This is a genomic window from Streptococcus sp. 29896 (genome assembly GCF_032594915.1).
Taxonomy (GTDB): domain Bacteria; phylum Bacillota; class Bacilli; order Lactobacillales; family Streptococcaceae; genus Streptococcus; species Streptococcus suivaginalis.
In genome coordinates, this window is record NZ_CP118733.1 from 963,764 (window position 1) to 984,552 (window position 20,789).

The following is a 20,789-nucleotide window of genomic DNA, read 5'->3' on the forward strand; positions in this document are numbered from 1 at the left end:
AATACAGTGAGAAAGAGCTAGAAATGAACAAATCTTACTTTTATTTAGATATGAAAACCCATGAATTGCAGGTTCCTTATCTCAAGCAAAATCGCCGTGTTCGTGTCCTTTTGCCAAAGAACTACGAAGAAGATACAGACAAACGCTATCCTGTCGTTTATTTTCATGATGGACAAAATGTTTTGTATAGCAAGGAGGCCTTTTCAGGCCATTCTTGGAAGGTGATTCCAGCCATCAAGAGAAACCCAGACATTAGCCGCATGATTGTGGTGGCCATTGATAACGACGGCTACAACCGTATGCATGAGTATTCCGCTTGGAAATACAGTGAAACTAGTATTCCTGGTGTCCAGTTTGGCGGCAAGGGAACGGAGTATGCGGAGTTTGTCATGGATGTGGTCAAGCCCTTCATTGATCAAAATTACCGTACCAAGCCTGACAAGGCTCACACGGCTATGATTGGCTCGTCCTTGGGCGGTAATATCACCCAGTTTATGGGCCTAGCCTATCAGGACCAGATTGGCTGTCTGGGAGTCTTTTCATCAGCTAACTGGCTTCACCAAGAAGCTTTTGATCGTTACATTGAGCGTCAAAACTTGGACAAGGACCAGCGGGTTTATATCTACGTTGGGACAGAAGAAGCAGATGATACTGACAAGACCCTCATGGCTGGCAATATCAAACAGGCCTACATTGACTCTTCCCTGACCTACTATCGCCAGTTGGTTGCAGGAGGAGTTGATTTGGACAATTTAGCCCTGGAAATCATCTCAGGTGCCATTCACAATGAAGAAGCCTGGGCCCAATACCTACCAGATTGCTTGCGTTTTTTGAGCGAGAAATGGTAAAAAGTAGAAATTAGTTAGGAGAAATGCTATGCACGTTGAATTTTTAAGTCATTGGTCGGGTAATCTTGGCAGAGAAATGAATCTAAATCGCTATGGTCACGCAGGAATTCCAGTTGTCGTATTTGCTTCATCAGGCGGATCTTACAATGAATATGCTGATTTTGGGATGATTGAAGCTTGTCGTGGCTCGATTGAAGCAGGTCATGTTCAGTTTTTCACCTTGACAAGTTTTGATACAGAAAGCTGGTTGGCAGACTGGAAATCCATTCACGACAAGGCAGAGGCTCACCGCGCCTATGAACGCTATGTGATTGAAGAAGCTGTACCATTTATCAAGCATAAAACTGGCTGGTTCGATGGTATGATGACAACTGGTTGCTCAATGGGGGCCTACCATGCCTTAAACTTCTTCCTACAACATCCAGATGTTTTCACAAAAGTCATCGCCCTTTCAGGTGTCTATGATGCTCGTTTCTTCAACAACAATCAAGACTATGGCAATGATGATGTCGTTTATCAGAATTCACCTTCTGATTACATCTGGAATCAGAATGACGGCTGGTTTATCGACAAATACCGCCAGGCTGATATTATCGTCTGCACAGGTTTGGGCGATTGGGAACAAGACGGTCTGGACTCATTCTACAACCTAAAGCGTGCTTTTGAAGAGAAGAATATCCCAGCTTGGTTTGATACTTGGGGAACAGATGTGGCCCATGATTGGGTTTGGTGGAGAAAACAAATGCCATTCTTCCTTCATTCTATCGGACTATAAGGAGTTTTGCCTATGAATTATCTTGTAATTTCACCTTTTTATCCAGAAAATTTTCAACCATTCACCATTGAATTGGCTAAAAAAGAAGGCGTTACGGTTCTAGGTATCGGGCAAGAACCGTACGATCAATTGCCTGAAGAACTTCGTAATGCCTTAACAGAATACTTCCGTGTTGAGAATCTTGAAAACTTGGATGAAGTCAAGCGTGCAGCAGCCTTTCTTATTTACAAGCATGGTCCACTCGACCGAGTGGAATCACACAATGAGCACTGGTTGGAAAATGACGCCACACTCCGTGAACAATTTAATATCTTTGGAGCTAAGCCAAAACACCTGAAGAAGACAAAGTTCAAGTCTGAGATGAAAAAATATTTCAAAAAAGCAGGTGTTCCTGTTGTGCCAGGCATGGTTGTCAAATCGGAGAAAGACATTGATAAGGCTGTTAAGACAATTGGCTTTCCAATGATTGCTAAGCCTGACAATGGTGTTGGAGCATCAGGTACCTTTAAACTCACAAAGAAAGCTGACTTGGAAAACTTTAAAGAAGCCTGGGATGGACAAACAGCCTATTTCTTTGAGAAATTTGTCAACTCAAGCATTATCACAACCTATGATGGATTGGTGGACAGCAAGGGAAATGTTGTTTTCGAAACAGGTTTGACCTATATTCATACTCCTCTGGAACTGATGTTGTCTAGAAAAGACAATGCTTACTTCATTGAGAAGGAGTTGGATCCTCAATTAGTAAAATATGGTCGTGCGATTATCAAAGCTTTTGGTATGAAAGAGCGTTTTTTTCATATCGAGTTTTTCAAGAACGGCAAAGACTACATCGCCATTGAGTACAATAACCGTATGGCTGGTGGATTTACCGTAGAAGCATACAACTATGCGCATTCGATTGACCTTTTCCGTGATTATGCCAATGTAGTGACAGGAGGAACAGTTGAAGAGCGTAAATTCGAACCTCAATACTGCTTAGTAGCAACTCGCCGAGATACGACCGAATATGTTCATTCAGCAGATGACATTCATCAACGCTTTGCCGGTAAGATCAAGACAGTCAAACGCATGCCAGATGCCTTTGCAGAGCTGCAAGGAAATGATGCTTATCTACTTGTGACGGAAAGCAAGGAAGAATTAGACGATATGATTGCCTTTATCGGGGAGACAAAATAGACTAGATTGAAAGATGCCAGAAATGGTGTCTTTTTTCTTTCCTTACAAAGCTGTAAGTTTCTTAGTCAGAACTGTAAGAGAGTGCAGGAGGAATATTTTCTATAATAGATTCATAAGAAATAGAAAGAAGGAAATTATATGTCATTCAAATTTTTTCAAGCAAAGAGAATCGAAGAAAAGGCATTCTCAGAAAAAGAAAAAGCTGAACTCATGGAACAAGCCTTATTCTTAGAAGAACTCGCCCATGATTTGCAAAGTATAAGATTTATGGCATACTAGAGGGAGGAAACTATGAAAAAGAAAGTATTTGGCATGTTGGCTTTGGGCAGTATAATGCTAACCGCTTGTTCTTCCTCTTCAGCAAGCCTTAGCTTTGATGAGGGCTATCAAACTTTCCATTACAAGGGAAAAGACTATGCTGTTAGCAAACAGGAAGTTGCCGAAGATAATATTCAAGAAGTAGAAGTCAAGTTTATGGATTGGCCTGTTGTCAAAGAAGAAGGGACAGTGAAAAAGACAGTATCCCTGAATAATCTCTATGTAACCACTAGCAATGACTGGGCCATCGGTGTCCAGGATGGTTATTATAAGGTAGATTTAGAAGATAACATTGCTGAATCAGACCGAATCGACTATCAAGTATTACTTGATGCAGTTGATTTATCCAAAGAAAACAATTAGGAGTTTATATGTTATTAGAAATCAATCATTTAGAAAAAGTTTACCGCACGCGCTTTTCAAAAGAGGAAACTCGTGCCTTGCAAGATGTGGATTTTAAGGTAGAAGAGGGCGAGTTTATCGCTATCATGGGGGAAAGTGGTTCTGGTAAGACGACTTTGCTCAACATTCTGGCAACTCTGGACAAGCCAACGCGTGGCTCTGTTATCTTAAACAATCAGGATATTACGAAAATCAAGGAAAGCAGGCTGGCGGATTTTCGTTTGCGTAACCTAGGCTTTGTCTTCCAAGATTTTAATCTCTTGGATACCTTGTCCATCCAAGACAATATCTTTTTGCCTCTGGTATTGGCCCGTACCAGCCATGAGGAAATGGAAAAACGTTTGAAAGTTTTGGCACCAAAACTGCGGATTCAAGATTTGCTGAAAAAACGTCCTTTTGAACTATCTGGAGGACAAAAGCAGCGCGTGGCCATTGCCCGTAGTTTGATTACCCAGCCACAGATTGTCCTAGCGGACGAACCGACAGCTGCCCTAGATTACCGCAATTCGGAAGACTTGCTGAATTTGTTTGAAGACATTAACCTAGACGGACAAACCATTCTCATGGTGACCCACTCAGCCAACGCAGCCAGCCATGCAAAACGTGTTCTCTTTATCAAGGATGGTCGGATTTTCCACCAATTGTACAAGGCAGGTAAGAGCAATCAGGACTTTGCCAAGGAGATTTCGCTCAATATGTCTGCACTTTTAGGGGGTGAGTAGATGTTTTACCTCAAACTTGCTGGACAAAATATCCGAAAATCCATGGGTGTGTTTGCTCCTTTTGTTTTAGCCAGTCTGGTCCTCTTTACCTTGATTTGTTCTATGTTCTTGCTCATGCTCAGTCCAGTCATGAAAACCATGGGAACAGGTGCCGTGTCTATCGGGCTGGGGGTTATCGTTCTAACCATTTTCTCACTGATTATGGAAATATATAGCTTTAATTTCCTCATGCAACAACGGACTAGAGAGTTCGGTCTCTACAATATGCTGGGGATGAACAAGAAGAAGGTGGCCTTGGTTGCCAGCATTGAGTTGTTTTTCATCTTCCTTTTGGTCATTTTGCTGGGATCTGCATTAGCTGGTGTATTTGCCAATGTTCTCTACTTGATTTTTGTGAATTTGACCAATTATAGTGACTTACACTTCAGTATTTCACCTCTGGCATTTGTCATGACCGCCTTTCTCTTTGCGGGTATCTTCTTTATCTTGGAATTGCTGGCTATTCGGACTATTGGCAAGACCAGTCCGCTGATTTTGTTCCGAGCTAGTGAGAAGGGTGAGAAGGAGCCACGTGGGAATCTCCTCTTGGCAGCACTTGCTGTCCTTAGCCTAGGTGTTGGCTACTACCTGTCACTTTCGTCTCAATCGGAAGGTCTAGCTGTCATCTATCGCTTCTTTATTGCGGTGCTCTTTGTCATTGCGGGGACCTACTTGTTCTACATCAGCTTTATGACTTGGTATTTGAAGGCTCGGCGGAAAAACAAAGGCTATTTCTACACGCCGGAGCATTTTATTACTACATCGCAGATGATTTTTCGGATGAAGCAACACGCAACAGGTTTGGCCAATATCACATTGCTTGCGGTCATGGCCTTTGTCACCATTGCGACATCGACATCCCTCTATACAGGTATGGCCAATATGGCCAGTGGACTTTATCCAAAGGAAACATCTATTACCTATCCTGTTGCGAATAGAAGTCAGGGTGAAATGGCCTTCCAGCAATCGGTGCTCAGCCATTTTCCAGAAAAAGCCAATGACAGCTTATCTTATCTGACCTATCAAGCTGGTCTAGTCTATGATGGTGGTAGTGAGATTGTCATTAGTCCGGAAACCATTGCCAATCCAGACTTTAGCAAAATGGCTTATACTTACTTCATCACTCAAGATGACTTCAGGAAGTTGGGCAATGACTTGCCAGAGCTGGCTGTCAATCAAGTAGCCTTTATCCGTCCAAGTGAAATGCCATCGCTAGAGAAAGTCACTTTGGGAGATAGTACTTTCGAGAATGTAGTAAATCTTGATACAGCTATTTTCCCTGATATTACTAATACGCTCAATGCTGCCGTCATGGTGGTTAGCGATGATAGTGTTCTACAAACTATTCGTAGCTATTATGAATCAAATAATCCTCAAGGCTATCAGGTTAGTCTGGACTACCGTGTCTTTACTGATATGACCAAGGAAGAAGTGCTCTCTCTTGGAGAACAGGCAGGCGATATGTATCATATTCTGGATGAAAATGGAGAATATCTTGGAAATGTTATGCAACGCACAGATTTCAACAATTTGCTCATGGGCTTCACAGGTGGGTTCCTCTTTACAGGCTTCTTGTTGGGCATTAGTTTCTTGCTGGGTGCTGCCTTGATTATCTACTATAAGCAGTATTCAGAAGGTCATGAGGACAAGAAATCCTACAAGATTTTACAGGAAGTGGGTATGAGCCAGCAGGCTGTCAAGAAAACTATCAACTCTCAAACGCTTTTGGTCTTCTTCATGCCACTGGCTATGGCGACCCTGCACTTTGTCGTCGCCCTTGTTATGCTCAAGCAGATGCTGATGATGTTCGGTGTGGTTTCTTCTAGCATGATTTACACGGTTAGCGGTGTTACATTACTTGCAGTTGCCTTGATCTACTTTGTCATCTACAAGTGGACCAGTCGGACCTATTATCGCATTATTGAACGATAGCAGAAGTCTCGCTTATGCGAGATTTCTTGCTTTTTATAACTGCATCATTAAGGGCAGTTAGGACAAGTAATGATGTATTTGGTACAATATTAGTATGAAAAAAGAGAAGATTTATATTGTTGAAGATGATGAGATGATTGTCCAACTCTTGAAGCAGCATTTGGGAAAATCTTATCAGGTAGAAAGTGTGCAGAATTTCCGAGCTGTCAGTCAGGAAGTTGCGGAACTCAAGCCAGATCTGGTCCTCATGGACATTAGCTTGCCCTATTACAACGGTTTTTACTGGACAACGGAAATCCGTAAAACCATGATTATGCCCATTATCTTTATCTCTTCTAGCGATGATGAGATGAATGCTGTCATGGCTATGAACATGGGTGGCGATGATTTTGTGTCCAAGCCTTTTTCACTGGGGATTTTGGATGCCAAAATCGGTGCCTTCCTGCGTCGAGTCAATCAATTCAGCAAAACAACTGACTTGTCGATCGACCAGTTCCAGCTTAGTTTGGATGGGCGTTTTACAAGCGAATCGGAACAGGTTCAATTGTCTCCTACAGAAACCAAGATTTTGTCCGCCTTACTAGAAAGACAAGGACAGATTGTCAGCAAGGAAGAACTCTTGGAAAAACTCTGGGAGAATGAAGAATTTATCGATCAGAATACCCTCAATGTCAACATGACTCGTCTGCGTAAGAAGGTGAGTGAGGTCGGTTTTGAACGAATTCATACGGTGCGTGGATTGGGGTACTTAGTCAAATGATAGCAAAATTTATCCGTGAATTCCGTAGCTTTTATTTCACATACATTGTTTTGTCTGGAAGTTTTATCTTGCTTTTCTATCTCTACCAATTGCCCAGCGAATTTCTGCAAAAAGCTCTGCTATTGTCCCTAACCCTTATCATCCTACTGACAGTGGGGCTTTTCTGGAAGTTTCGCAACCGCATGAGAGCCTTGGAAGACTATGTCCATGAAGAAGCTCTGCCCCTACTTAATAAGCCTGTGGACCTTGCCTATCTCAACTTGATTGAAGTGGAAAAGGAGGCGACACGTGAGCAGCTTTTGTTCTATAAGTCACGAGAAGAAGACCTGCAAGCTATGGTCAAAATGTGGTCCCATCAGATGAAGGTACCTTTGGCTGCCCTGTCTTTGATGAGCCAGACCGATAATCTTAACCAGAAAGATGTCGACCACCAGCTTTTACGCTTGGATAATTACATGGCCAATCTGCTCAACTACCTTAAACTAACCAACCATGCCAGCGATTTTCGATTTGAGCAGGTGGAAGTAAGAGAAGTGGTGGTGGATTTGGTCAAAAAATACCGCAATCAGTTCTTACAAAAAGACATTTCAGTGACCATCGATGGAAATTGGCTACTGAAAACCGACAGAAAGTGGCTTAGTTTTGCCCTATCACAGATTATCGACAACGCCCTAAAGTATAATAAGACTGGGGGCAAGGTGGCCATTGAATTGAATGGTGGAATTTCCATTTCCGATACGGGAATTGGGATTCTGGCAGAAGACCTTCCACGCCTGTTTGACGAAGGTTTTACAGGTTTTAATGGCCGAGAACACCAAAAAGCGACAGGATTTGGATTGTATCTGACCAAGCGGGTCTTGAATCAGTTGGAACTAGCTATTTCCGTGGAAAGTCAACTGGAAATTGGGACAACTGTAAGCATCACAAAAGTACAGTAGAAGCTGTGCTTTTTTCATTTTGAAACCGCTTCTAAAATATGCTATACTAAAATAAGTTTGAATTAGGAGGTTACTATGTCCCATCATCACGCCTTGCAAAATGGATCAGATATTCGTGGAATTGCTATCGCTACAGACGAATTTGCTGTCAATCTCACACCACAAGCCACCAAGGAAATCGTTCGTGGCCTGATTCATTGGCTAACTCAGAAGCCAGAACTGGCTCAAGCCTATCAAGAAGGACAGCTCAAGATTGGTATCGGTCGAGACAGCCGCCTCAGCGGTCCAGACCTGGTCACAGCCTTCACGGAAGAAGCGGTGCGTTTGGGCATTCAGTTGATTGACTTCGGCATGGCCACAACCCCAGCCCTCTTCATGAGCACCCAGTACCCGCAGTTCAAGTGCCACGCTGGTGTCATGATTACCGCCAGCCACCTGCCTTATTACTTCAACGGCATTAAGATTTTTTCGGAAAATGGCGGAGCAGAGCATGAAGATATTGACTTCATCCTCGCACACAGTGAAGACTTGCCAGTTTCCAGACTTGGAAGTGTGATCCAAGCAGACTTGATTACGCCTTATGCCCAAGACTTAGTTGGCAAAATTCGTACCGCTTGTGGCGAACAAGAAAAACCACTGACAGGTCTCAATATCATCGTCGATGCTGGAAATGGTGCAGGAGGATTCTTTGCTGAGAAAGTGTTGGCAGAGCTAGGAGCAGATATCACAGGCTCACAATTCCTAGACCCAGACGGAACTTTTCCAAATCACGTTCCAAACCCTGATAACAAGGAAGCTATGGAAAGCATTCGTCAGGCTGTCTTGAAGCAAGGTGCAGATCTTGGTATTATCTTTGATACCGATGTTGACCGTGCAGCACTAGTGACCAAGTCCGGTCAAATCCTCAACCGTAACAACCTGATTGCCGTTCTCAGCCAGATTGTCCTAGCTGAACATCCAGGAACCAGCATTGTGACCAATTCCCCAACGACTGAACACCTAAAAGTCTTTATTGAAAGCCTGGGAGGCAAACAAATTCGCTATATTTCAGGCTACCGTAATGTCATTAACCGTGCTATTTTAGCCAATCAAGAAGGAATTGATTGCCAGTTGGCTATTGAAACCTCTGGACATGCTGCCTTTAAGGAAAATTACTTCCTCGATGACGGGACCTATGTAGCGGCTAAGATTCTCATGCTCTTACCAAAACTGCAAGCGGAAGGCAAGTCCTTGGACGACTTGATTGCCCAGCTTAAGCAACCTCTTGAAACCCAAGAAGTGCGGTTCAAGCTGGAAACAACAGACTATCGAGCACTTGGTGAACAGGTCATTGCTAATCTCAGAAACACCAGCCTCGAAGGCTTTGCTTTTAACCCAGAAAACGAAGAAGGAGTGCGGTTTGACCTGACTGCTCCTTATGGTGACGGCTGGCTCTTGCTCCGTATGAGCCTCCACGAGCCACTCTTGGTCTTGCAGGTGGAGAATGACCAGACAGGACATATACCTGCCGTTTTACGAACTCTTTCAGCCTTTTTGGACCAGTACCCAGCTGTCAATCAGGAAAAATTGAAAGAATTGCTATAATTGAAAACACGAGTAAGTTTGAGCTTACTCGTGTTGTTTTACATAATTTATATTACGTAAAATTATAATTTATCCAGAGCATTTTTTTGCTCATCGTTGACAATATGGGTATAGAGGTCAGTGACCTGGGTATTGGCATGACCCAGTTGGTGACTGACCAGAACTTGCGACTTGGTGGCGTCGTAGAGGCGAGTTGCCAAGGTATGACGGAGTTTGTGGGGGGTTACGCGTATCTTGAAGTCCGCAGAATACTTAGCCACCATTTTCTCAATGGAAGAAGCGTCGATGCGGTTAGGCAGACCACGGTACTCAGACAGGAAGAAGGCTGTATCCGATTTTTCAGCCTTGTAGCGTTGCTGGCGGATGCTCATATAGGCTTCCAGATAGGGCTTAGCAAACCCAGCCACATTGACCGAGTCCCGCTTGCCACCTTTACGTGTTACCTCAATCATCATCATCTTGAGGTTGATATCACGGAGGTCCAGATTGACCGCCTCAGACAGACGAACGCCAGATGCCAAGAGAAGTGCCAAAATCGCCAAATCTCGCTCCTTATTTTTCTGGAAAGAGGAGAGGGCCCGTTTGGAGAGATTGACCTGGTATTCCTTGTCCACATAGTCCAAAAACTCCATAGTTTCATCGCCTAAAAAGAGCTTCTGCTTGATATTCTCTGCCCGAGCCGCCAAGGTTTCCTTCTTCTTCTTGGTAGACACCTTTTTCATGACATTGCGGTAGAAGTAGGGCTCGCCCTGCTCATTTTCCACTTCTTCGGTTAAATACTTGAAGAGACTAGAAAGTGCCGACAGGGTACGGTTAATGGTGGTCTGCGATACACCATTCTGCGTGGTATTGGCGTTCAGTAAGGGGCGCTCCCGCAGATAAAGAATAAAGGCTTCCATATCTTTTTTTGTCAAATGTTCCAGAATATCCAAGGGAATGTCAGCAATCCGTTCCACAGATACCAAATCCGAATCCTGTAACCACTCAAAAAAACGACGGTATTCTTTCAAGTATTCATATAGGGTTGTAAAACTGTAAGGCACAGCCAACTTGGACTGATAATATTCCAGAACATACCAAGGCATAATTTCCTTCAGCTGATCAATTTTTTCCAATAATAACTCGCGTCTCATCATTTTCTCCTGATTTTAGCTATATGAGTAGTATAGCATAATTTTATATAAGTTTCAAGAAAATTATAGTTTTTCAGAAAGATGTACATAGGGATATTTTTAATATAACCAAAGAGTACTGCTATAACTGGAAAAAATTTTTTAGCTATTTTTTCCAAAAATCTACATTATTTCACGGTAAACTAAAAATTTCAAATTTCAGTATTTCTTTATAAATCTACATAATTTCACGGAAAACTAAAAATTTTGAATTCCAGATTTTTTTGAAAAATCTACATTTGAAAATTTTTAAAATCAACTTTTTTGGAACTTTTTAAACTATTTTTTCTATATAAAAAGCAAGTCAAATTTGACCTGCTTTATTTTTTATATTGAATAAAATGCTCTCTTTTTCTTCTAAATCCTCTACAAATTGAGCATGTTTCTCTATTTCTACGTTCATACAATATTCTTTTATTGATTGGAAACATATATCTATGTTCCTCATTATTTTTACATATCCACCACACTTTTATCTTCGATCGTTTAGTCAATGTTTTTGGATCTGCAAGTAAGATGTTATTTAAATAATCCCATTCTTTTAAAAGATTATGTTCCGTATCTACTAATGGAAGAATAATTTTTCCTGAACAAAATGGACACTCAAAGTTAGGTTTAATTCTGTTACAAATATTTGCTTCATATTCATTTTGGCATACACTACAATTCCAAACCGCTTTATATTTGCTTGTTGGCATGTAATCATTGTATTGTGAGCTATTTTTTGTTGACCATTCTTTTTCGAGTTGCGGATACAATGTTTGAAGGTCATTGAAACCATGTAGAATTTCTATCCAGTTGCAATATGGACACGCATTATCATTTTCATATCGTTCATTGATACACGCTTTGTATAAATTTTTGCAGTTTCGGCAGCTCCATTCTACTATCTGACTACTTGTAGCAAAGTATTTGTCCATCTCTAATTTATTGTTTGAACTCCATTCTTCAATTAAATATGGTTTTAGAATGTCAAGTGAGTTTACACCTGGAATTGGGAGTTTTCGTGTACAAAATAGGCATATTTTACTTAATCCTTTTAAGCCGTAATAATCATATGCATCAAGTAATTCTCTCAAAGATAATTGATACTCTAGGTTACATTCAGGACAATATAGATAACAGTGAACTCTATTTGATTTATTAGGTAAATAGTCATATGGTGACTTTTCATTTGTTGAGCCCCAGAGATTTGTTATTTCGGGATACATTTGTCCGATACTGTTGAAATCTGGTTTTAGTGTCTCCATACGACAATACGGACATGCAACTTCAACTTCTTTTCGGATTGGAATAGAACACTGATATTCTCCATGACATTTTGAACAATCCCAAATATACTTTTTTGTTGCTATGTGATGGAGTGCTTTTTCAGCAGCAATTTCATTTTTAGAACTCCACTCTTGCAACATGATTGGCTTTTCGGAAAAAACCGTACTTTTGAAAATAAACGAGCTCCAATCACAAAAATTTGGGCATGTTAAGTTGTTAAAACCATTTGGATTTATTCTAGCAACTAATGCAGCAGGACTAGATAAAAATGAAATATTACAGCAAGGGCAAATCCAAGAAAGTGTTTCTTTCGAATGTTGCCAATAATCTCCAAATGTGTTTGGATTTTTATCGTCCCAAAATACTTCAAATTGGGGAAATTTTTCTTGCAAAGTATTAAAACCTTTTAGCATTTGTTTATTATCACAATAGGGACATCGAATTGTTAATTTGTCAATCGGGGAGCATTTGTACTCACCCTTACAATTATTACAATTCCAAATCACTTCAATATTAGTTAAGGCATCGACTTGATTACTCTGTATGATATTTGATATAGACCATTCATCCAGGTGTTCTTTTTGTAAAAATCTTAATGGAGGAGTATCTTTAGTTTTGGGCAACAATGAATCAAATATCGCATTACACTGAATACAATAGCTCCCTGTTCTTGAAATTCTGTTTAATAATTTATCAATAGATAGGCTAAATTCATCTTCACATTTGTTACATTTCCACCTACGATGAATGGTTATATTTTCTGAAAGGGTTAAGTCGTCAAAGCTAATATTATTTTTTACATGATAGATTGATTCTAGAGAAGGATATACATCTCTATAACGAAGTTTTTGAAGACTTTCATTACAGCCTTTATGGAATAATGTTCCATCCTCTTTGGATTCAAATTTCAGACTATCCGCATAGTCTCTCCAGCATAAACGACACGTAGGACACTTATATTGGAACACTCGCTTAGCAGTCATTAGAGTTTCTCGTAAGAGGGTCTCGATTGTGTTAATATCTTCCACATTGAAATCAATGTAATTTAGTATTTCAGATCGTATTGAAAGGACACTATTATTATCTCTAATGCAATTTTTACAAGCCGTATCATATTCCTTGAATCGTTCAGTTGCAATTTTCACGGTGCCATGCCATTCAAATTTACAGGTAGGGCATGCCCAATAATACTTTCTTTTGTTGCTTGTTAGGAGGTTTTTGGGATTAATATCATGCTGCAAATTTTTTTCAAAGTTCCAATATTTTAATAATTCAGGTATATCTTTTACCACTTCCATTTATTATACATCCTTATAATTTGTTTTGCTGTCAAGCAGACTCTTGATTTTCACAACTTTTTGTGATTTATTCTTAGCCCGGTCATCAACATTTTTATTAAATTTGATTTCTGAATCAGGGGTTAATACATGTTTTGCAACATAGTCAGGGTGGATGATTGATGAGTCTGTTTTAAGCAACCCATCTGCTTTTAAAAGTTCATTTGCTATCTCAGGATAGACACTAGTTTTAATCAGATTTCTTAGACTTATATTTTCTTCCTGGAGCATATTATTATTTGAAATCCGTTCATTATGTGAAGAAATTTCACTTTCTAACAAATTAATCTGTTCCAAAAGTTTTTTCTTTTCCATCTGAAGCAAATCCACTTCTTTTTTAAACAGAATAGCTGCTTCTGCAATACGTTTGTGATGATCATTTAACTTTACCAACCCCTTTTTTAACGATTCAGGTGATGGATGCATCCTAAGAAAACTAACGACATCTAAAGTTTTATAGGTTAAAACAGCTAACATGCCTTCATCTTCGTATTTTTCTTTTACTTTTTCGAGGTGTCCCCTAAAAACTGTATTTCTACGTAAAGACGCATCTGCTAGGTTTGGATAGCCATTATTTCTTAAATACTGACCAAACTTGGGTAGTTTAAAAAGTTGAATATCTGCATGGCACTCATCTATAAGATATTCTTCAAAAGTTCGTATGAGATTTTCGTCCTCAATTTGTTTCTTTCTAGCCATTTTACACAGATCCTCCTTACTTTCCTTCCGTAATATGCTTAGAGGTTAGGTATTCCTGATAAGAGTAACTTACCGTTTTAAGTTTTAATAAGGCCTCCCCTATATCCTCATAATTCCCCTTCCCTTTTCTAACAAGGTTAATGGCTTGTTTTACAATCATGGCTTCTTGATCAATACTTTTTTTGTAAGTCTTGTCCATACTAAAGAAATCTTTTCCTGCCTTTCGATAGAATGGACAACTTGTACAGGCACCGAGTTCTGCATTCTTACTGATTACCTTTAAGCAATCTGAATAATCTCCTGAAGCATACTTTAGTGAGTAGCATCGTCCTTTGTTATCTAGTTGAACAAATGCTTTTCCTACTGTATATCTAGGTTGAGCTTTACTAATCTCATAGGTTGTTTGTGAGTTAGTAAGCTTGCGATATACTTGATAACTACGGCATTCGATAAATTGACTAAGATTTGCAAAGTAATGTGCTGAAGTTGACACGCTGTCATGACCTGCAAGTAGCATTGCTGTTACTGGGCTTGCATTTTCGGCAATCAGGTTAATCATAGCGATATGCCTGGTATCTCCAAGGTGAATAAAATTTATTTCACTCTCTTCCAGTTTTTCACGTGGGTTGGTCTGATAGATATGATAATTGTAGCGCTCTCCTATGACCTCTTTGTAGAATTTTTTTAAAACAGTATTCAAGTTGGAATAGGTGAAAAAACGATTTCTTTTTCCTGTAGTTCTATTAAACTTTTGATAATGAGCGTCTGTCAAAAATAGTGTGTCTAATTGAGTAACATTTAAATCCTTCGTAAGATTTAAATATTCTTTAATTGACTCAGCCAACCTCTGAGGGATTTCATACGTAGTCAAATAGTAGTCTTCTGATATTTTATGGGAAACACCTTTATCGTTACCTTTTAGATTATTTCTTCTTAATGTTAAGTAATATTTACCATCTTTCATTGTAAGACAATTTCTCTGAGTAAGTAGGAACTCTCTTGGACGTAATGGAACTACTGCTGTAATTTGCCACCATAGATAGATAGGATAGTAAAACATTCTCTCATTATTTTCTTGCTGATCTGTCCAATACTCTGTCAAGATATCATTAAAGAGAAAATAAGATTGAAACTGAGCTAGTTTTCGTTGTTGTTTTGAATGGGTTCTGTATTGTGAAAAAATTTGGTTGTCTAGCTGTTCAATAAATTGGTTCACGGTTTGTTCATCCGCACTAGGCAAACTGGATAAGAAATCAATACAAAGGACAATATTTGATATTTTATATTCTATCATGTCATCAATAAGATTTTGTTTTGTCTTATTGATGATACGTTTAATATCTCTCAAAAAGGTTTGCAAAGATTTTAAGACGTTTGCATCCATCTTTAAGATAACGTAGCTCTTTAAGTAGTTAATAAAATCAAGGTAGGTGATGCCAAATAGTGATTCGAAATACCTGTTATATTGAAAGTGATTTATTTTAAAATTTAAATTAACATTTGAGTATTCATCAGTAGTTTTCCATACATCACAATCAAAATCGTCAGTTAAAATAATTCCTTTAGCAACATAATCTACGAAATACTCGACAGCCTTATCTATAAACTCGCGATCGAATTCTTCAACAATTGTTTCAACGGCTTTAAATAGTTTTGCTTGTTCCATCAACTTACTAGCTCCTTTATTATTTCTTCATAGTCATTTAAAACATCTTCACCATATTGTTCTGAGAGTGCCTGTAACATGTCTTCAAGGCATGGTTTGATTTGCATTTCTAGAATCGACCTTATTTTCCCTTTTTCAAGATCACTAGTTACTTCTGTGTATCTCCGATTAAGACGGTTAAACTCGCCAATGAGTAACAAAAGAGTTGATTTTGTTTGCAATTCATATTGGCAACCTACACAGTGGTGCCTATCGTCAAAGGGGCACAATTGGCCAAGCGCAGATAATAAACACATACTCTCTGCCTGTTTAGAGAATGCTTCTCCGTTCCCGATTCTATGACAAATAGTTAGTAATTGATCCGTACCAAGTCCTTGATTGACGACCATTTTTAATGCATTCGTCGCTCTAGTATTAGCTCTCACGCTTAACTCAAGCGTTTTTTCTATTTCTGAGGGTGTTAAATTCAGCTCTTTAATCATTTGAGTTTGCTGACTTGGGCTAAGCTCTTTGTACTTTCCTCTAGTTACTATTGTTAGAAGCATGGAAGGTACCATTGACAATACTCCTCTTTCGAATAGTTCTTTTGCTACCATTTCAGGTTTTAACTGTCCTAATTGAGCATCTTTAAGATATAGTGTAGTTGTTTGAGCGAATGCATCGAAAGATCCCTTATGACTTCTTGCAAGGGCTGCTAAGAAATATCCTTTGATATTTAACTTTGATTTTTCTTCTAAAACATCGTCAGCAAGCATAGCTATCGCCTGGAGATAAGATTTATTTGCCGATCTGCTACTGAAGTCTCGCTCCAAGAAAAATTCTCCAAACTCTTCTCCCATGTATTTTGTGATACGCTCATATTCGAATATTTTGCGGATTAAAGGATTTTCCTGATTGTTATTTTCCAGTTGATAATGCGCCTCGGCAATTGCTAAAAGCGTACCTATTAAGACTTGACAACTTTCAGGAACATGGAACTTTATTTGACTAACATTGCCTGCACTTCGTGTCTTATTGGGTGTAATATTTAGATATGTCAGTCTAGTCGTGATACTTAATAACGTCTTTCTAGCATCAACTGACCTCCATTTCCCTTTCTTTATGGATTCTAATATTTTTTCTGGCTTATCAGGTAGTCGGGGATGTCCAAGTCTTACTAAATCCGTAGTTCTGAGAGCGCATATAAAATGTATGGATAGGAATAGCCAAGTATCAGCATAATTCTTAGATGAGGCAGCCTTATACAGCATATTGTTTTTCTCGATGTAGCTATCATTGAATAAGCGATACATTAACTCCAAATAATCATCTAGGTCGTATGCCCCATTTTCATCTTTAAAAGTATATCGTTGAGTCATCTTATAACTTCTACGATATCTCGTCTTACTTTTTTCTAACAACCAATTGATAAAGCGAGTCAGATCCATTCCATAATTTTTATTCAAACTATTTGTTGCACACTCTATTAGTTCCTCAATTTCATAATCACTGTAAAGAAATAGGTCTTTTTCAAGATAATATGCAAAAAAATCTTGGATGTAGAATTGAGATTCTTCGTCTATCTTTGCTGATTTTATGTATTTTTGAAACTCATTAAACGTCTCAGGAAATTTACTTGAAAATATAGATTTTATCCCCTCCACACCTCCGTCTTTTAACAAATAGTTTTTAATTTCTTGCCCTAACTTAGCAGCATCTGCTTCATCAATACTCCAATTAGAAGAATCTACCTTAATGCTAAACCAATTGTTATCTAATATGAATTGACTCACTTTTTCCTTTGTTTTTTGATTGTTCTGCTCCAGTTCATTGAGAATTTTTTCCAAATATTCTTTTAAATAAACTGCCACTATTCTCCTCCTCTAAATAAATCATTTGCTCTCCAACTAAGATAATCAAACACCCCGCTATTCACTTGTGCATATTGTTTAGCTATCTCACCTTTATTTTGTAGATACACCCAAGCACTTTCAGGAGATTTGTCACCCCTTGCTGACATCAACTCACTGATTTCATTCACCCCAGAAAGCACTAACTGCGTTGTGTACCAGTGCCTGAAGATATGAGGTGAGATATTATGCTCTTGCAATAAATGACCGAAAAACACAACTTCTTCATCATCAGAGTTGAGAAAAATTGGGATCATCTCTTCTCGGATAATCTTTCGGAAACGCTGATAATAGACATCATAAGTCAGAGCCTTTCCTTGTTTGTTCAAATTCAATGGACCGTAGTCCTTCTCATACTTCTGACCTTCTAGATACGCCATATAATCATTGTAGGTGTCCACAAACACTTCTAGAAAGATATATGGAACTGCCTGCATACGCTCCTTCTTGATGCGTCCTGTGGGCTTTAAATCGCTTCTGAGGGGGATTTCTTTTCTTAAGTCTATTTCAACTTTGAAAGTTTCACCGTAGCTTTGATGGAAAATAATACCTGGACCTAACGGGCTATCCTCTCTTCTCACATTACAAGCCTCAGATGGTCGTAAACCAACAAATGCCCCAAGTGCAACTACCATGAGTATGTCTTTGTGATTTTTGGCGATATGAGCAAAGAGCATTTCAAAGGCAGCATTTGGCATGTCACGAAAGATTACTTGTTCAGTGTTGCTGTCGTCATAAAACACCTCAAAACTCGGCTCCTTACGCTTGATTAACCTTCCTCGCTTATTTGTAAAGGAGGTAGTCGTATAGAGTTCCTTAGATGTCAGCATTGCCTTCCCTTTTCGTTCATTAAGATAGAGTGTTAAAAAATCAAGTACGGTGTTTACACAAATCTCTACTGTACTTTTCTTTCTGTGCTTGGTATCGCCAGGCAAGGTTCCTAAGCCATAGTGCATCAGAAACTCTCTCACCATATCAAGTGTTAAGTAATCTAGGTTTGTTATTTTTATCTCTCCGAAGACATAGTTTAAAAATTTCGTCACATAAGAAAAACGTTTATTACCATCATCCGAGATAGACTTTATCTTGGATGAGGTCTTAACATACCGATGGAAATTTGTGAATTGCAAACTGCCATCTGTATGCTTCAGAACAATAAACTGTTTTGTTACTATGCGATTATCACCTAGAATCAACGAATGTTTGTAAAGAGAAAACTTCATCGAATCTCCTTTTGGTTAATTATAGACTTAACTCCTTGCGTATATTATATCTTTTTGATATACTTTTTGTAAAGTAAAAAGTTAACAAAAGTTACATTTTGTATAATTTTATGTAAACAGGAGGCTGAAATGTTTTTAGGAGAACGTCTTAAAGATTTACGAATAAATAAAAAATTGAGCCAAGATAAACTTGGCTCATTACTAGAAGTTTCTAAAGTTGCAATCTCCAATTGGGAGACTGGGAAATCTGTCCCAAGTGAGGCAAACCTTGAAAGGATTGCTAAAGTTTTCGATGTAGATGTTCACTATTTCTACTCCTATGGGGAGTTGCTTACTATTTTCAATAAGTTAAACCCTGCCCTTCAAGGAAGGTTGATTGAATATGCTGCTACAATGCTAAAACAACAAGAGCTAAATAATCCAGCTTCAACGACCAAATATCCATATAAGACATACAACATGGATTCATTCTTAGAGACCTTGAATGATTCCAGTAAAGTTCCTAGCTTCACTTTGAATTATGATTACACAAAGACTCTGTATCAGTTTGCCCTTTGGATGCAAGATGATTCCCTTGAACCTGAAATACCTATGGGTGAGGTTGTTCTACTTAAATTTGAAAATGAAGTTGAAGACGGCAAACTCTATCTAGTTGTGTTTAACGGACAACCTATGTTTAGAAGAGTATATAAGCATAGCACATACTACAAGTTCGTGCCTATCAATAATAAATATGATACCATCTTTGCTCCATTTGAAGAAAAACCAGAAATAATTGGTAAGATTGTTGGACATTTTAAACCGATTGAGAAATAAACAACTTACATGCTATTTTTTAGGAGAAAAATCAGCTTCATAATATCCATCTTGAATGTACGTTAACTCAATATACTCCTGTCCATATTTTTTTAAATCTGAAAGAGTTATCACTTTTCTTTGAGATAAGTTCATTCTTTTTCGAATATATTCCCCTAATTCTGAACCTCCCGATGCACTAGTCAATTGCTTTGGATAGCATCTATATGGATCTCCATCATTTCTCTTGCCACTAGTCGGTCTTTCAACTCCTTTACCTTGAAAAGTCATTTCCATAACATATCCATCATCCCAAAGTATAGTGATAGGATCATAATCTCTGGTTATTTTTCCAGTTGTTGTAGTCCTTTTTTCTGGCTTGAACGGAAATACAAGAGGATGGTTGTCGATTAAATTAGCTGTTATTGCAAAATATGATTCCAAATAGCCACTATTTTTAGAGTGCCCAGATTGATTCCCCCAATTTAATCCACTACTTTTGGGTACTATTTTTTTATTTTTTTCATAGATAAATAATGGAATTAAAGCAACAAAAGGATTGGTTGAAACTTTATATTTCTTAGATTTACCAATTCTTTTTTTCTTAGACTGTTTTGGAAGGACGATAATACTTGCATCGTCGCATCTTTTTGAAGCGTCTTGAATTTCTTGGTAGTATTCTTCAATCTCCCTGAAATGAATACCTGGCTCAACATCAACAAGCATTTCAGAATTCTTCCCACTCTTTAGCCCGTATATTGAAAAGTTCGCAGAACCAACTAATATATTATTTATCACGTTTTTCTTTTTAAATATATAGCATTTAGTATGAACGTGATAATCATATACGATATTAATATTTAAGTTCGAGTATTTATTATCTATCTCCTTTAGTTTGTTGTGCGTTGAAAATGTTAAAGCATTTTTCTGATACATACCAAAGAAAAATTCTAATTTTTTCCCTAATTTAGCAAATTTTTCAATAATATCAGGTGAACAATAACCACTAATTATTATTAGCTCATCAGCAAAATTTGCATAGTCTAAAATGACACTTTCTAGTTCTTCTGTATAAACTGACATAAAAAATCTCCTTTTAGCTAAATTATATCAAAACAATTAATCGATTTGAATCAAATTAGGAAAATATTTTTTGTGTCTTTTAATATGGTCTAAATTCAACCGTAAACGGTTGTTTTATGATATAATGTAAATTCAAAGTTAAAATAATATCTAATC

The 20,789-nt window shown here is 38.4% G+C and carries 18 protein-coding genes; 11 read left to right on the forward strand and 7 right to left on the reverse strand.

All coding sequences use genetic code 11. From position 1 onward, the window contains the following. Positions 1–23 precede the first annotated feature (23 nt). From PXH68_RS04475 to PXH68_RS04520, 10 genes are all read left to right on the forward strand, one after another. Positions 24–848, forward strand: coding sequence for an alpha/beta hydrolase (locus PXH68_RS04475; RefSeq protein WP_248027923.1), 825 nt, complete (start codon positions 24–26; stop codon positions 846–848). A gap of 28 nt (positions 849–876) precedes the next feature. Then, entirely contained in the window at positions 877–1,623 is a 747-nt protein-coding gene (locus PXH68_RS04480; RefSeq protein ID WP_205030729.1) for an esterase family protein, read from the forward strand. Positions 1,624–1,635: 12 nt separating this feature from the next. Beyond that, a complete protein-coding gene (locus tag PXH68_RS04485; protein WP_248027921.1) occupies positions 1,636–2,802 on the forward strand; it encodes an ATP-grasp domain-containing protein in 1,167 nt (388 codons plus the stop codon). A gap of 138 nt (positions 2,803–2,940) precedes the next feature. After that, positions 2,941–3,081, forward strand: coding sequence for a hypothetical protein (locus PXH68_RS04490; RefSeq protein WP_248027919.1), 141 nt, complete (start codon positions 2,941–2,943; stop codon positions 3,079–3,081). Positions 3,082–3,093: 12 nt separating this feature from the next. Next, the gene (locus PXH68_RS04495; protein ID WP_248027917.1) at positions 3,094–3,483 is read left to right on the forward strand and encodes a NisI/SpaI family lantibiotic immunity lipoprotein; all 390 of its coding nucleotides are present in this window, start codon (positions 3,094–3,096) and stop codon (positions 3,481–3,483) included. 8 nt (positions 3,484–3,491) lie between these two features. After that, positions 3,492–4,244: an ABC transporter ATP-binding protein gene (locus tag PXH68_RS04500; RefSeq protein WP_172078915.1), complete on the forward strand. Its 753-nt coding sequence runs from the start codon at positions 3,492–3,494 to the stop codon at positions 4,242–4,244. Continuing rightward, complete coding sequence (locus tag PXH68_RS04505; protein ID WP_248027915.1) at positions 4,245–6,215, forward strand: FtsX-like permease family protein; 1,971 nt, start codon at positions 4,245–4,247, stop codon at positions 6,213–6,215. A gap of 94 nt (positions 6,216–6,309) precedes the next feature. Continuing rightward, positions 6,310–6,975 carry a response regulator transcription factor gene (locus PXH68_RS04510; RefSeq protein ID WP_248027914.1) on the forward strand — a complete coding sequence of 222 codons (666 nt, stop codon included), beginning with the start codon at positions 6,310–6,312 and terminating at the stop codon, positions 6,973–6,975. After that, positions 6,972–7,913, forward strand: coding sequence for a sensor histidine kinase (locus PXH68_RS04515; protein ID WP_248027912.1), 942 nt, complete (start codon positions 6,972–6,974; stop codon positions 7,911–7,913). The genes PXH68_RS04510 and PXH68_RS04515 overlap by 4 nt, the downstream gene beginning before the upstream one ends. A gap of 75 nt (positions 7,914–7,988) precedes the next feature. Beyond that, on the forward strand, positions 7,989–9,497 hold the full coding sequence (locus PXH68_RS04520; RefSeq protein ID WP_248027910.1) for a phosphohexomutase domain-containing protein: 1,509 nt from the start codon (positions 7,989–7,991) through the stop codon (positions 9,495–9,497). Between the two features lie 62 nt (positions 9,498–9,559). Here the strand turns inward: PXH68_RS04520 and xerS are convergent, their stop codons facing one another. The 6 genes from xerS to PXH68_RS04550 all read right to left on the reverse strand — a co-directional run bounded on the left by xerS (position 9,560) and on the right by PXH68_RS04550 (position 18,755). Next, complete coding sequence (xerS, locus tag PXH68_RS04525; RefSeq protein WP_248027908.1) at positions 9,560–10,630, reverse strand: tyrosine recombinase XerS; 1,071 nt, start codon at positions 10,628–10,630, stop codon at positions 9,560–9,562. 359 nt (positions 10,631–10,989) lie between these two features. Next, the gene (locus PXH68_RS04530; protein ID WP_316716031.1) at positions 10,990–13,239 is read right to left on the reverse strand and encodes a zinc-ribbon domain-containing protein; all 2,250 of its coding nucleotides are present in this window, start codon (positions 13,237–13,239) and stop codon (positions 10,990–10,992) included. A 3-nt stretch (positions 13,240–13,242) separates the two neighbouring features. Beyond that, positions 13,243–13,977 carry a hypothetical protein gene (locus PXH68_RS04535; RefSeq protein ID WP_248028930.1) on the reverse strand — a complete coding sequence of 245 codons (735 nt, stop codon included), beginning with the start codon at positions 13,975–13,977 and terminating at the stop codon, positions 13,243–13,245. Between the two features lie 16 nt (positions 13,978–13,993). Further along, a complete protein-coding gene (locus tag PXH68_RS04540) occupies positions 13,994–15,643 on the reverse strand; it encodes a site-specific integrase (protein WP_316716034.1) in 1,650 nt (549 codons plus the stop codon). Then, positions 15,643–17,493: a hypothetical protein gene (locus tag PXH68_RS04545; RefSeq protein WP_316716035.1), complete on the reverse strand. Its 1,851-nt coding sequence runs from the start codon at positions 17,491–17,493 to the stop codon at positions 15,643–15,645. Before PXH68_RS04545 ends, PXH68_RS04540 begins: the two co-directional genes overlap by 1 nt. Beyond that, positions 17,493–18,755, reverse strand: a complete 1,263-nt coding sequence (locus PXH68_RS04550) for a site-specific integrase (RefSeq protein WP_248028928.1) — start codon at positions 18,753–18,755, stop codon at positions 17,493–17,495. Before PXH68_RS04550 ends, PXH68_RS04545 begins: the two co-directional genes overlap by 1 nt. A 129-nt stretch (positions 18,756–18,884) precedes the next feature. Between PXH68_RS04550 and PXH68_RS04555 the strand changes: the two genes are divergently transcribed. Continuing rightward, positions 18,885–19,571 carry a helix-turn-helix domain-containing protein gene (locus PXH68_RS04555; RefSeq protein WP_316716036.1) on the forward strand — a complete coding sequence of 229 codons (687 nt, stop codon included), beginning with the start codon at positions 18,885–18,887 and terminating at the stop codon, positions 19,569–19,571. 12 nt (positions 19,572–19,583) lie between these two features. Here the strand turns inward: PXH68_RS04555 and PXH68_RS04560 are convergent, their stop codons facing one another. Next, complete coding sequence (locus PXH68_RS04560; RefSeq protein WP_248028926.1) at positions 19,584–20,633, reverse strand: restriction endonuclease PLD domain-containing protein; 1,050 nt, start codon at positions 20,631–20,633, stop codon at positions 19,584–19,586. Positions 20,634–20,789: the final 156 nt, after the last annotated feature.